The 12,929-nt window shown below is 61.0% G+C and carries 11 protein-coding genes and 1 tRNA gene; 5 read left to right on the plus strand and 7 right to left on the minus strand.

Annotated features, from left to right (window positions below; genetic code table 11):
- Window positions 1-2: 2 nt before the first annotated feature.
- The 4 genes from citF to citC are packed head-to-tail and all read right to left on the minus strand — an operon-like array spanning window position 3 to window position 3,790.
- Window positions 3-1,508, minus strand: coding sequence for a citrate lyase subunit alpha (gene citF, locus EGY12_RS22200; RefSeq protein WP_123895655.1), 1,506 nt, complete (start codon window positions 1,506-1,508; stop codon window positions 3-5).
- Entirely contained in the window at window positions 1,508-2,428 is a 921-nt protein-coding gene (gene citE / locus EGY12_RS22205) for a citrate (pro-3S)-lyase subunit beta (RefSeq protein WP_123895395.1), read from the minus strand. The genes citF and citE overlap by 1 nt, the downstream gene beginning before the upstream one ends.
- Window positions 2,412-2,720 carry a citrate lyase acyl carrier protein gene (gene citD / locus EGY12_RS22210; RefSeq protein ID WP_123895396.1) on the minus strand — a complete coding sequence of 103 codons (309 nt, stop codon included), beginning with the start codon at window positions 2,718-2,720 and terminating at the stop codon, window positions 2,412-2,414. The genes citE and citD overlap by 17 nt, the downstream gene beginning before the upstream one ends.
- Complete coding sequence (gene citC / locus EGY12_RS22215; protein WP_004940809.1) at window positions 2,720-3,790, minus strand: [citrate (pro-3S)-lyase] ligase; 1,071 nt, start codon at window positions 3,788-3,790, stop codon at window positions 2,720-2,722. Before citC ends, citD begins: the two co-directional genes overlap by 1 nt.
- 313 nt (window positions 3,791-4,103) lie before the next feature.
- On the opposite strand from citC, the gene dpiA reads away from it, so the two are divergent.
- From dpiA to EGY12_RS22230, 3 genes are all read left to right on the plus strand, one after another.
- Window positions 4,104-4,790: a two-component response regulator DpiA gene (gene dpiA, locus EGY12_RS22220; protein ID WP_021505854.1), complete on the plus strand. Its 687-nt coding sequence runs from the start codon at window positions 4,104-4,106 to the stop codon at window positions 4,788-4,790.
- A gap of 102 nt (window positions 4,791-4,892) precedes the next feature.
- A complete protein-coding gene (locus EGY12_RS22225; protein WP_123895397.1) occupies window positions 4,893-7,982 on the plus strand; it encodes a beta-galactosidase in 3,090 nt (1,029 codons plus the stop codon).
- Between the two features lie 114 nt (window positions 7,983-8,096).
- Window positions 8,097-8,172, plus strand: a tRNA-Asn gene (locus EGY12_RS22230).
- A gap of 96 nt (window positions 8,173-8,268) precedes the next feature.
- Here the strand turns inward: EGY12_RS22230 and EGY12_RS22235 are convergent.
- Window positions 8,269-9,102 (minus strand): oxidoreductase, encoded by an 834-nt coding sequence (locus EGY12_RS22235; RefSeq protein WP_123895398.1) that lies wholly within the window; start codon window positions 9,100-9,102, stop codon window positions 8,269-8,271.
- Window positions 9,103-9,206: 104 nt separating this feature from the next.
- Here EGY12_RS22235 and EGY12_RS22240 point away from each other — a divergent pair, with 104 nt between their 5' ends.
- Complete coding sequence (locus tag EGY12_RS22240) at window positions 9,207-10,127, plus strand: AraC family transcriptional regulator (protein WP_123895399.1); 921 nt, start codon at window positions 9,207-9,209, stop codon at window positions 10,125-10,127.
- A gap of 54 nt (window positions 10,128-10,181) precedes the next feature.
- Window positions 10,182-10,424, plus strand: coding sequence for an Lrp/AsnC ligand binding domain-containing protein (locus EGY12_RS22245; protein ID WP_253722893.1), 243 nt, complete (start codon window positions 10,182-10,184; stop codon window positions 10,422-10,424).
- Here the strand turns inward: EGY12_RS22245 and EGY12_RS22250 are convergent.
- Both EGY12_RS22250 and EGY12_RS22255 read right to left on the minus strand, forming a co-directional pair.
- Window positions 10,421-11,548 (minus strand): MFS transporter, encoded by a 1,128-nt coding sequence (locus EGY12_RS22250; RefSeq protein ID WP_123895656.1) that lies wholly within the window; start codon window positions 11,546-11,548, stop codon window positions 10,421-10,423. The two genes, EGY12_RS22245 and EGY12_RS22250, sit on opposite strands and share 4 nt — an antisense overlap.
- 138 nt (window positions 11,549-11,686) lie before the next feature.
- Window positions 11,687-12,745: an alpha/beta hydrolase gene (locus tag EGY12_RS22255; RefSeq protein ID WP_123895657.1), complete on the minus strand. Its 1,059-nt coding sequence runs from the start codon at window positions 12,743-12,745 to the stop codon at window positions 11,687-11,689.
- Between the last annotated feature and the right edge of the window lie 184 nt (window positions 12,746-12,929).

The raw sequence follows: 12,929 nt of genomic DNA on the forward strand, positions 1-12,929 counted from the left end.
GGTTACTCCGCCACCTGATGTACTACGTCGATCACCGAGCCGTCACGATAGCGCACCACCGCCACCACCTTGTCGGTAAAGGCGATCGGCTGCGGTTCGCCGGTCAACTGCAGCGCGCGGGCGCGCAGCCAGCCGATGCTCACCACCTCCAGTCCGGCCTCCCGCAGGCGTTGCGCCAGCTCCGGCCGCGCCGGGTTGACGGCGATGCCGTGGTCGGTCACCAGAATGTCGATGCTGGAGCCCGGCGTGACGCAGGTGGTCACCTGCTCCACCAGCGTCGGGATGCGCCCGCGCACCAACGGCGCAACGATGATCGCCAGCCGCGCGGCGGCGGCGGTGTCGCAGTGGCCACCGGACGCGCCGCGCAGCACGCCGTCTGAGCCGGTCAGCACGTTAACGTTGAAGCCGGTGTCGATTTCCAGCGCGCTCAGCACCACCACGTCGAGCCGATCGACCGACGCGCCCTTGGAGCTGAAGTTGGCGTACTGGTTGGCGCTGATTTCGATATGGCGCGGGTTGCGCGCCAGCGAGGTCGCCGCCGCCCGATCGAAGCTCTGCACGTCCAGCAGCTTACCGATCAGCCCTTTCTCGTGCAGGTCCACCATGGTCGAGGTGATGCCGCCGAGGGCGAACGCGGCACGAATGCCGCGGGCGCGCATCTTGTCCTCCAGGAACCGGGTCACCGCCAGCGAGGCGCCGCCGGTGCCGGTTTGCAGCGAGAAGCCTTCGGTGAAGTAGCCGGAACCGGCGATCACCTCAGCGGCGCGGCGGGCGATCAGCAGCTCGCGCGGGTTCGAGGTCATGCGCGTGGCGTCGGCGCCGATCTTGTCGGCGTCGCCCACTCGCTCGAGCTGCACGATCAGATCCACCCGATCCTGTGCCAGGCTGGCGGGATGATGCGGATACGGCACCAGTTGCTCGGTCAGCAGCACCACGGTGCCCGCCGCCTCGGCGTCCACCCGCGCATAGCCGAGCGAGCCGCAACAGGCTTCACCGCTGTAGCCGTTGGCGTTGCCGAACTCATCGCAAGCCGGCACGCCGAGGAAGGCCACGTCTATCTTCAGCTCGCCGGATTCGATCAGGTTGACCCGGCCGCCGTGCGAGTGAATTTGCACCGGCTCCGCCAGCAGGCCGCGCGAAACGGCGTCCGCCAGCGGGCCGCGCAGCCCGGAGGTGTAAATGCGGCTCACTACACCGTGGCGGATATGCTCAACCAGCGGCGCATGGCAGTCGGTCAGCGAACTGGAGGCCAGCGTCAGGTTGCGGAACCCCATCGCCGCCAGCGTCTCCATCACCTGGTTGAGCGTCAAATCGCCGCCGCGAAACGCATGGTGGAAGGAAATGGTCATGCCGTCCTGCAGCCCGCTGCGGCGCACCGCTTCCTGCAAGGAGTCGCACAGCTTGAGATCGCGCGGCTTGCGCGCCTGCAGATTGGCCTTGGACACGTCCTGATAGCCCGGCAGATCCGCCGGGTTGGCGAAGGTCATCAATCGTTGTTGGCGGTTCATCATGCTTCCTCCCCGTGCTGCGCCGGTTCTTCCCGTAAGCCGGACAGCGCGGCGCGCTCCAGCACCAGCCGGGCGCGTTCAATCACCGGGCTGTCGACCATTTTTCCGTTGAGCGACACCACGCCGCGCCCTTCCCGCTCCGCCGCTTCGGCGGCCTCCACCACCCGCTGCGCGTGCGCCACCTCTTTGGCGGTCGGCGCATACAGGTTGTGCAGCAGCTCAATCTGGCGCGGGTTGATCAGCGATTTGCCGTCGAAGCCAAGCTGTTTGATCAGCGCCGCTTCCTGCAGGAAGCCGGCCTCGTTGTTGGCGTCGGAATAGACGGTGTCAAACGCCTGAATGCCGGCGGCGCGGGCCGCCTGCAGCAGCGAGCAGCGGGCGAACAGCAGCTCGATGCCCTCCGGCGAGCGTTCGGTGCGCAGATTGCGCACGTAGTCTTCCGCCCCCAGCGCGATGCCGATAAGACGCGGCGAAGCGTGCGCGATCGCCACCGCGTTGGTGATGCCCTGCGCCGATTCGATCGCCGCCAGCAGCCCGGTGCTGCCGACCGGCCGGCCGCAGGCCGCTTCGATGGCGGCAATCTCACGCTCCATGTCGACAACATCCTGCGCGCTGTCGGTCTTCGGCAGGCGCACGATGTCCGCGCCGCCGCGCACCACCGCCTGCAGGTCCGCCAGGCCGTAGGCGGAGTCGAGCGCATTGACGCGCACGATGGTTTCCACCTCCTGGTACAGCGGATGCTGCAGCGCGTGGTACACCAACCGGCGCGCCGCGTCTTTTTCACGCAGGATCACCGAGTCTTCCAGATCGAACATCAGCGCATCGGCCTGGTAGATAAAGGCGTTGCTGACCATTGCCGCGTTGGCGCCGGGGACGAACAGCATGCTGCGACGCAGCCGGGTTTTATTCAGCGTTTTCATCTTTCGCCTCCCACGGCAGTTGGCCGCCCTCGCAGGCGCGCATCAGCGCAGTTTCCAGCCGGGCGCGCAGCACACAGTCCAGCGCGCCTTTGTCGTCGACGATCACCTGCACCGGTTCCACGTCATAACGCTGCAGCACCTCCAGCAGAGTGTGGCGGATCGCCGCGCCGAACTGTTTTTCCACGCTGCTGGCGATCAACAGATCGTGCTGCGGCCCCTCGGCGGGCGCGATGCGCACCATGACATCGCTGGATTCCAGCGTGCCGGCCATTGCTTCTCGGATAATTTTCATCATTCACCTGATTGTGCAGACTCAAAAGGATGCGGGGCCGCCTTGGCCCGGCGCTGCGTTTGCAGATCCTGCAGGTAGTACAGGGTGTCGGGCGGCACCAGCGGCGCGGCGGCGTGGAAATCCCCCGCCGCCAGCAGCTTGCGCACCCAGGAGGCGGAGATCGCCGTGCCCTGATATTGCAAACGCTCGATTTCCACCAGCGCGATCGGCGGGCTGGGCAGTGCCGGCGTTTCCAGCCAGTAGCGCATGTCGCGGTTGTATTTCGCGGTCACCGCGCAAAACGGCTCATTGCCGACGAAGCGGTGCGTAATGCCCAGCGCGGGCGCCAGATACTGGCGGAAGATCTTCAGATCGATTTCGGTGTAACAGTCGTCGGCCACGCCCTGATCCTTGATGAAGTAACAGGGGAAGGTGGCGCGCGAGATCACGTACTGCGAGCCTTCGTGTACCGTGAGGTTGGGAATATCGGCAGTGCCGGCCAGCACCAGCCGGCGGCGGTCTTCATAGCTGAAGCGCGAGGTGTTTTCCTTCACCAGAAACAGGTGCAGCCAGTCGCAGCGCTTGGCCGCCTGACGCACCAGATACTGATGCCCGCGGGTGAAGGGGTTGGCGTTCATCACGATGCTGCCGATGGTGTCGCCCGGCCGGCGCTGGCTCGCCAGCTGGGCGGCGTAGCGCTTCAGGCGGCACGGGCTGTTTTCCATCAGCACCACGATGCCCGGCACGGTGGCGATCGGGTAGAAACCGCACTGGCGGAACAGCGGCTCGTTCTGCACCTTGGTGTAGATAAACAGCTGAGTGTGGTGGCGCTCATAGGCCAAGTTCACCAGCTCGGTCGCCAGCGCCAGCGCCAACCCTTCGCCGCGCATCAGCGGGCTGATGGCGACGCATTTGATAATATTGTCGGCGATGCCGCCGCAGGCGACCAATTTGTCGTGCTGGGTAACGGTAATAAATATTTCAACCGTGGTGTCGATATTCAGATCGTTACTGCGCAAGAAGGCGCTTATTTCCGAAATCGCTTTATGATCCGATCGCTTTACCCGATTAAATACGGCATCGCCTAACATAACACGCTCTCTGGGTTAACTGGCAAACAACAAATTAAATACAAAAAGGCATTTTAATTAACATCAACAAGGGCAATTAAAACCTTAAAAACCATGAAGATAAACGTAACCTTGCGTTCAACAAATCAATGGTAAACAGAAAAAAAACGCGGATTATTGACCTATTTCACAAACCGTTCTCGGTTAATAAGTTATTTAATGTTCTTTATTTGCTTAATTAATCTTATGGTGTTTATTATTGAGATAATCTTTATTTGGCGCCGCAATTTACTTACATTCATTTAGCATCTTGATTGCAATAGTAGGTTTCATTATGGAATGGCTGAACATCCTGATTGTTGAAGACGAAACGCCGCTGGCGGAGATGCACGCGGAGTTTATCCGCCAGAACGGCGGCTGCCGCCAAATTTGGCTGGCCGGCACGCTGGCGCAGGCGCGCGCCATGACCGAGCGCTTCAAGCCGGACCTGATCTTGCTGGACAATTTTCTGCCCGACGGCCAGGGCATCACCCTGCTGCGCGAACTGACGCTGAGCGGGTATCGCGGCGGCATCGTGTTCATCACCGCCGCCAGCGACATGGCCACCGTGGCCGAGGCTTTGCGTTACGGCGTGTTCGACTACCTGATCAAACCGCTGGCCTATGACCGGCTGAGCCAGACGCTGCAGCGCTTCAGCCAACGCCGCGAAGCGCTGAAGGACAAAGCGCGCCTCAACCAGCGCCGCATCGACGAGATGTTCAACACCTACGCCCGCGGCGAACAGCAGGCGGCGCTGCCCGCCGGCATCGACGAGCTGACGCTGGGCAAGGTCCGCGCGCTGTTTGCCGAGCCCGCCGCGCGCCACACCGCTGAAAGCGTTGCGCAAAAAATGGGGCTCAGCCGCACCACCGCGCGCCGTTACCTCGAGTTTTGCACCGCCGCGCAGCAGCTGCGCGCCGAGATCATTTACGGCAAGGTAGGCCGCCCGCAGCGGATCTATCGCGCCGGCGAACCGCATTAACGGTTATTTGATCGCCATTGCAAGGTTGTGTGTAACCGCTTTACTTTTTATGCATCGGTCAGCATCTTGGTGAGCATCACCTAGCCAACTGGACGATCGCCGATGCCCGCTGCGCCCCTTGCTTCCCTGACCGAGATCCTCGCCCGCCGTGACTGGCAAAACCCGGCCTGCACTCATTACCGCCGGCTGGACGCCCACCCGCCGTTCGCCAGCTGGCGCACGCTGGAAGACGCGCGCGACGATGCCCCCAGCGCCAGCCGCAGGTCGCTGAACGGCGAGTGGCGCTTCAGCTATTTCCCGCGCCCAGAGGCGGCGCCGGAAGACTGGCTGCAGCAGGATCTGCCGGACGCCGCCCCGCTGGCGGTGCCAGGCAACTGGCAGCTCGCCGGCTACGACGCGCCGATCTACACCAACGTGCGCTACCCGTTCCCGGTTGATCCGCCGCGCGTGCCGGAAGACAACCCGACCGGCTGCTACTCACGCACCTTCAGCGTCGATCCGGCCTGGCTGGCCGCCGGCCAGACGCGCATCATCTTCGACGGCGTCAACTCGGCATTCTACTTATGGTGCAACGGCCACTGGGTCGGCTATTCGCAGGACAGCCGTCTGCCGGCGGAGTTCGATCTCAGCCCGTGGCTGCAGCCGGGAGAAAACCGGCTGGCGGTGATGGTGCTGCGCTGGTGCGACGGCAGCTATCTCGAAGATCAGGACATGTGGCGCATGAGCGGCATCTTCCGCGACGTCAGCCTGCTGCACAAACCCGCCGCACATCTGAGCGATGTGCGCATCACCACCCCGCTGCATGACAGCTTTACCCGCGGCGAACTGGTGGTGACGGCGCGCGCCAGCCGGCCCGGCCCGCTGCAGGTGCAGGTTCAGCTGTGGCGCGATGGCGCGCGGGTGGCCGAACGCACCCAGCCGCTCGGCAGCGAGATCGTGGACGAGCGCGGCGCCTATGACGATCGCGTCACGCTGCGCCTGCCGGTAGAACGCCCGGCGCTGTGGAGCGCCGAAACACCCGCGCTGTATCGCGCCACCGTCGCCCTGCTCTCACCCGAGGGGGAGATTATCGAGGTGGAGGCCTATGACGTCGGCTTCCGCCAGGTGGAAATCAGCGGCGGGTTGCTGAAGCTCAACGGGCAACCGCTGCTGATCCGTGGCGTTAACCGCCACGAGCATCATCCGCGCCACGGCCAGGTGATGGACGAGGCGACGATGCGCCACGACATCCTGCTGATGAAGCAGCACAACTTCAACGCGGTACGTTGTTCCCATTACCCCAACCACCCGCTGTGGTACCGGCTGTGCGACCGCTACGGGCTGTACGTGGTGGACGAAGCCAATATCGAGACCCACGGCATGCAGCCGATGAACCGCCTGGCTGACGATCCGCTGTGGCTGCCGGCGATGAGCGAGCGCGTTACCCGCATGGTGCAGCGCGATCGCAACCACCCCTGCATCATTATCTGGTCGCTGGGCAACGAGTCCGGCCACGGCGTGAACCACGATGCGCTGTACCGCTGGGTGAAAAGCCAGGATCCGACCCGCCCGGTGCAATATGAAGGCGGCGGCGCCGACACCGCCGCCACCGACATCATCTGCCCGATGTATGCGCGGGTGGATCAGGATCAGCCGTTCCCGGCGGTGCCCAAATGGGCGCTCGGCAAGTGGATCGGCCTGCCGGAGGAACAGCGGCCGCTGATCCTGTGCGAATACGCCCATGCGATGGGCAACAGCTTCGGCGGCTTTGAGCGTTACTGGCGCGCGTTCCACCATTACCCGCGCCTGCAGGGCGGCTTTGTCTGGGACTGGGTCGATCAGGCGCTGATCAAGCGCGACGCTCAGGGCGAAGAATACTGGGCCTACGGCGGCGACTTCGGCGATACCCCCAACGATCGCCAGTTCTGCCTGAACGGGCTGGTGTTCGCCGATCGCACCCCGCACCCGGCGCTGTTCGAAGCGCAGCGGACGCAGCAGCTGTTCCGCTTCGCCTTCGACGCCGCCTCGCTGACGCTGACCGTCACCAGCGATTACCTGTTCCGCCACACCGACAACGAGCAGCTCAACTGGCGGCTGGAGCTGGACGGCGTGGAGCGCGCCAGCGGCAGCTTCGATCTGGCGCTGCCGCCGCAGGGCAGCGCTAGCTTCACCCTGATCGATCGCCTGCCGATGCTGCACCAGCCCGGCGAGCTGTGGCTGAACGTGGAGGTGGTGCAGCCGCAGGCCACCGACTGGTCCGAAGCGCACCACCGCTGCGCCTGGGATCAGTGGCGGGTGCCGCGCGCGCTGCATCCCGCACCGCCGCCGCCGCAGGGCGTGCCGCCCACGCTGATTGAAGACGATCAGGGGCTGACCCTCACCCACGGCGACCAGCGCTGGCGCTTCGAGCGCAGCAGCGGCCACCTGACGCAGTGGTGGCAGAATGAGCAGCCGCAGCTGCTGACGCCGCTGCGCGACGGCTTTGCGCGCGCGCCGATCGATAACGACATCGGCGTCAGCGAGGCGAACCATATCGATCCCAACGCCTGGGTCGAACGCTGGAAGCTGGCGGGCCTGTACCGGCTGGAGGAACGCTGCACGCGGCTGCAGGCTGATGCGCTGCAAAACGGCGTGCGAGTGGTGAGCGAACACCAGTTCGGCGTGGACGGGAAGGTTTTACTGCTCAGCCGCAAACAGTGGCTGTTCGACGCGCTGGGCGCGGTGAGCGTAAACGTGGAGGTCGAGGTGGCCGACACCCTGCCGCCGCCGGCGCGCATCGGCCTGCACTGCCAACTGGCGGCGGTGCAACCGCAGGCGGAATGGCTGGGCCTGGGCCCGCACGAGAACTACCCGGATCGCCGGCTGGCCGCGCAGCACGGGCTTTGGCGCCTGCCGCTGGCGGATCTGCACACGCCGTATATTTTCCCCGGCGAGAACGGCCTGCGCTGCGACACCCGCAGCCTGCGCTACGGCGGCTGGCGCATCGACGGCCGCTTCCACTTCTCGCTCAGCCGCTACGGCCTGCAACAGCTGATGGCCTGCAGCCACCAGCATCTGCTGCAGCCGGAAGCGGGCACCTGGCTGCATCTGGACGGCTTCCACATGGGGGTGGGCGGCGACGATTCCTGGAGCCCGAGCGTGCACCGGGACTCCCTGCTCACCGCCGGCGTTTACCGCTATCAGCTGCGCCTGCAGCGGGCGCCAGAGAGCTAAATCTGCCAAAAAACTCAACGGGTTGCGCATTCTGTAAGCAAACAGTCACAGAATGTGTAATCCGCCTTTGACATGCCGACGGCGCCTCGCTATTATTCGCCCCGTTCCAACGATTCCTCTGTAGTTCAGTCGGTAGAACGGCGGACTGTTAATCCGTATGTCACTGGTTCGAGTCCAGTCAGAGGAGCCATATTTAGAGAAGCCCGCTCAGGGAAACCTGAGCGGGCTTTTTGCTGTTGGGCGGTCATCATCGATGATCCCCTGCACTCTCCCTACCCGAAACCGTTCAGCCATCCGTTGAACGGGTGAGTTTCTCCCATTGTTCAATTTCCTTACCCAACGCCTCGAGCTTTTGCCGCACTAAACTTAATGCATCACTGCCTAATAACAGATGCGTGGGTGGGTTCCCGCTCTCGATCAATGCCAGCATGGCGTGAGCCGCCTTCACAGGATCGCCGAGTTGCTTACCGCTTTTTTCCTGGCGCGCCTGACGAACAGGTTCAAATAACGCGTCATAGTCCGGGAGACGGCGAGGGCTACGTACCATTGAACGCCCGGCCCAGTCCGTTCGAAACGAGCCGGGCGCTACTGCGGTCACGTAGATGTTGAACGGGGCAAGCTCTTTACTTAACGTTTCTGATATCCCTTCCAGTGCAAATTTGCTGCCGCAGTAATAGCTGATACCGGGCAAGGTAATGAAGCTGCCCATTGAGGTGATATTGATAATGTGGCCGCGACGGCGCTGGCGCATGCCCGGCAGCACGGCTTTGATCATCGCCACCGCGCCAAACACATTGACGTCAAACTGGCGGCGCAGCTCTGCAAGCGGGGACTCTTCCAGAATGCCTTCATGGCCGTAACCGGCATTGTTCACCAGCACATCTATCGGACCGACGGCGGACTCAATTTCTCCAACCACCTCATCAATACGCTCAACGTCCGTGACATCAAGCAGATAGCCAAAAGCCCGCTGCGTATCGAGCGCGCCGAAAGCCTGCAGTGCTTCGCCGTTGCGCACCGTCCCTACAACCCGATGCCCCACGGCGAGGGCTTCCCGCGCCAGCGCCTGGCCAAAACCACTGCTGACGCCGGTGATTAAAATCGTTTTTGCAGATGCCATAAAAGAACTCCCATGAACCATGAAGGTTGCATGGTATTCTCTACTCTGCCGCATTTTTAGGCCGTATCTTCTCTTTTTCTTGCCTGATTTTATGAGGTGGTGGGATGTCCGACATGATTGCCCTGATGAATAGACTTGCGGTGCAAGAGGGATACAACCTCACTGCCCTACCTGATGTGCGAATTTTGCGCTCCGATCGCCCGCTTGCCAGAACGCCGGTGCTTTACGATCCGGGGATCGTGATCGTCTGCCAGGGCAGCAAACGCGGTTATTTCGGTCAACAGACCTATTTATATGATGAGCAGCACTACCTGGCGGTTTCGGTGCCGGTGCCGTTTGTGATGGAAACCGACGCGTCGGCAGCACATCCGCTGCTGGCGATTTATATGCATCTGGATTTGCAGCTTGCCGCTGAACTGATGTTGCAGATTGAACAGCATGGCGCCCCGCATCCTCCCGCCGCGCCGCAAAGCATGATGTCGAGCCCCATGGACGACAGGGTAAAAATGGCCGTACTTCGCTTACTTGACGTCCTGGACAACCCGCTTGAGGCGGCGATCCTCGGCCCAGCCCGGGTGCGAGAGCTCTATTTCCGCGTGCTGACAGGCGCACAGGGCAACGCGATGCGTGCCGCGCTGGCCTTGCAAGGCCAGTTTGGCAAAATCGGTAAAGCCTTGCAGCACATCCACGCCGCTTACGCAGAGCCGTTAACGCTGACGCAGCTGGCGATGAGGGCCGGCATGAGCGTGCCGACCTTTCATAGCCATTTCAAGGCGATAACGCAGATGCCGCCAATGCAGTATGTGAAATCGGTACGCCTGCATCAGGCACGGATGCTGATGGTGCGCCAACAAATCACCGCCGCCGCCGCGAGTTACGCCGTTGGCTATGAAAGCCCATCGCAATTTAATCGCGAATTCAAACGTCTGTTTGGCCTGCCGCCGGCAGAGGAGATAAAACGCATGCAGCGAAACTTCGCCATTCCGCCCGCGCAGCCTGCCTCGGTATTTGTTTCATCGCACTGAGGCTTATTTGGTATGGCGAACTCTGCCTTGAGGTATAGAGTGCTAACATTTCTGGTGAACGATACCACCAGCAGCTATCAAGCAACGCGCGCCCTTTTGCAGTTCACCAGCCGCAAGAAAGTGGAAGAATGGCATACCGTTGCCGGCGACGGCTGCGTCTTTATCAAAGTACGCGCCGCCGATACCGAATCGCTGAAGAATTTCCTGATGGAGATTCAGAGCCTGGAGGGCGTACGCTCTGTGCACAGCGATATCGCGCTTCCCACGTTTCTAGCGCGCGGGCGTTCGCCGGATTAAGGCGCACTGCTCTTCTGGCGTGAGGTGAAAAACGTCAACACTCCGGCGCAAAGCAGCAGCACGCTACTGATGGCAAAGGCGCTCTGCCAGCCGAGATGGTCAAACACCATGCCTCCTGTCGTTGAACCAAGCGCAATCGAGAGCTGAATCACCGCAACCATCAGTCCGCCTCCGGCTTCCGCATTGTCGGGAAGCGTGCGGGCAATCCATGTCCACCATCCCGTTGGAGCGGCGGTGGCCAGCATGCCCCAGAGACCTAACAGCAGCGAGACAGCCCAAACGTGATGCCCGGTAAGAATCAGGGCGACGGCAATGACGGCCATCAGCCCAGGGATGACCATCAACGTCAGGTAGAATTTCCTGTTGAGGAATGCCGAGACAACCAGCGTGCCAATAAAACCGGCCACGCCGATAATCAGTAAAATCAACGACAAACCAGAGGAATCAACACGCGTCACCGTCTCCAGGAATGGGCGCACATAGGTAAATAGCGCAAACTGCCCCATAAAGAACAGTCCACAGGCCAGCATGCCAAGAGAGACAACAGGACGAGCGAACAGGCGGAGTACGGTTCCACGTGATGCAGGAGCTTTATTGCCGTTCATACCAGGCAAACTAACGCACTGCCAGATAAAGGCCACCACCGCGATAGGAACCAGACACAAGAAAGCGCCTCGCCATCCGACAGTGGCGCCAAGGTAGCTCCCCAGCGGGGCTGCCACTACCGTTGCCAGCGCATTGCCGGCGTTGAAAATAGCCAGGGCACGCGCGACTTGATGTTGTGGCACCAGACGAATCGCCGTTGCCGCAGACATCGACCAGAATCCCCCGATCGCAATACCTATCATCGCGCGACCTGCCATATACACCAGATAACTGGAGGCCAGTGCGATAACGAGCCCCGACACGGCCATCAGAAACGTCATCCCCAGTAACAGGGACTTGCGATCCCTGTTTCCAGCCAGCGCCGAAAGCGTCAGGCTGGTCAGGACGGCCAGCGCACCGGAGATGGCAATCCCCTGTCCTGCCAGCCCCTCCGTCACGCCTAAATCACGGGCAATCGGCGTAAGCAGGCTGACGGGCATAAATTCCGATGCAATCAGCACAAAGACGCACAGGGTCATGGCAAAAATGCCGCTCCAGTGAGCGTGCTGATTATTCGGTGATGGTGTTTGGCTAAGTATAGACATAGTCAGATTTCACAAAAGTCAGAATAAAGCCACCGCGTAGACAGGTGGCTTTTAATGTTGTCAGTAGAGGGTTTATTTCAGATTGGCTTTGAAAAATTGCTCGAACTTAGCGAAAGGTATTTTTCCGGCAACGTTATCGTACAGGTCCACATGATTTGCACCGGGGACAATTACCAGCTCTTTGTCTTTACTGCCGACCGCCTTATAAGCATCTTCGGCAAAATAGCGTGAATGCGCTTTCTCGCCGGTCACGATAAGCGTCGGGATGGTGATTTCACGGGCGTAGCTCAGCAGCGGCATATTCATAAACGACAGCGGCATCGTTGCCGTCCACGCTCCCGTAGAGTTAACGGAACGCGCGTGGAAACCGCGCGGCATGCGGTAGTAATCAAAGAACTCCTTCAGCACCGGATGCGGATCGGCCGGCAGGGTTTCTGGCAGAATACGCTGATCCGCGCTAACCTTGCCATTTCTGTCGACGTTAATATCATGAGCGCCGTGAGCGAACGTTCCACTTTCCGCATCCTTCCAGCGCTGTTTATTCAGATACTGCAGAACGGCACGACGGTCAGCGGTGGAATAACGGTCTTTGCCATCCCCCACGCCATGGCCCATCGCCCGACTCATATCGTACATTACGCTTGTTGCCACTGCTTTAACGCGGGTATCCATCGCGGCGTCGTTTAACGCCATGCCACCCCAGCCGCAAATGCCGAGCAGCCCGATACGGTTGCGGTCCACCTCTTTTTGCAGCCCTAAGAAATCCACCGCCGCGCTGAAATCTTCCGTGTTGATATCCGGTGAGGCGACGTTTCGCGGATAGCCGCCGCTTTCCCCCGTGTAAGAGGGATCAAACGCCAGGGTAATAAACCCTTGTTCCGCCAGCGTCTGCGCATACAGACCGCTGGATTGCTCTTTCACCGCGCCAAAAGGCCCGCTGACCGCAATCGCCGCCAGCTTGCGATCGCCGCGATCTTTGGGCAGGTAAAGATCGCCCACTAAGGTGATGCCATATCGATTCTGGAACGAGACTTTACGATGATCGACTTTCTGGCTCTCGGCGAACGTTTTATCCCATTTATCTGTCATGGAAACAGGGGCGTTCGGATTGGTTGAATCAGCATAACTCATTGTCGTGACTCCACTTAATGATGCGAATAACAGCATGGCCGGCATCGCGGTTTTTAGCGTTCGGGTGAAGGTTTTCATAAAAATCCCCATGAAAAACAAGAGAGATACAGGTTTCCTACGGACAACGCTGCGGTGCTTTGTTTTGATGGGGTCATTATAGTGAGCAGAATTAGTGCTGATTAGA

The sequence above is a fragment of the Serratia sp. FDAARGOS_506 genome, assembly GCF_003812745.1.
Lineage (GTDB): Bacteria > Pseudomonadota > Gammaproteobacteria > Enterobacterales > Enterobacteriaceae > Serratia.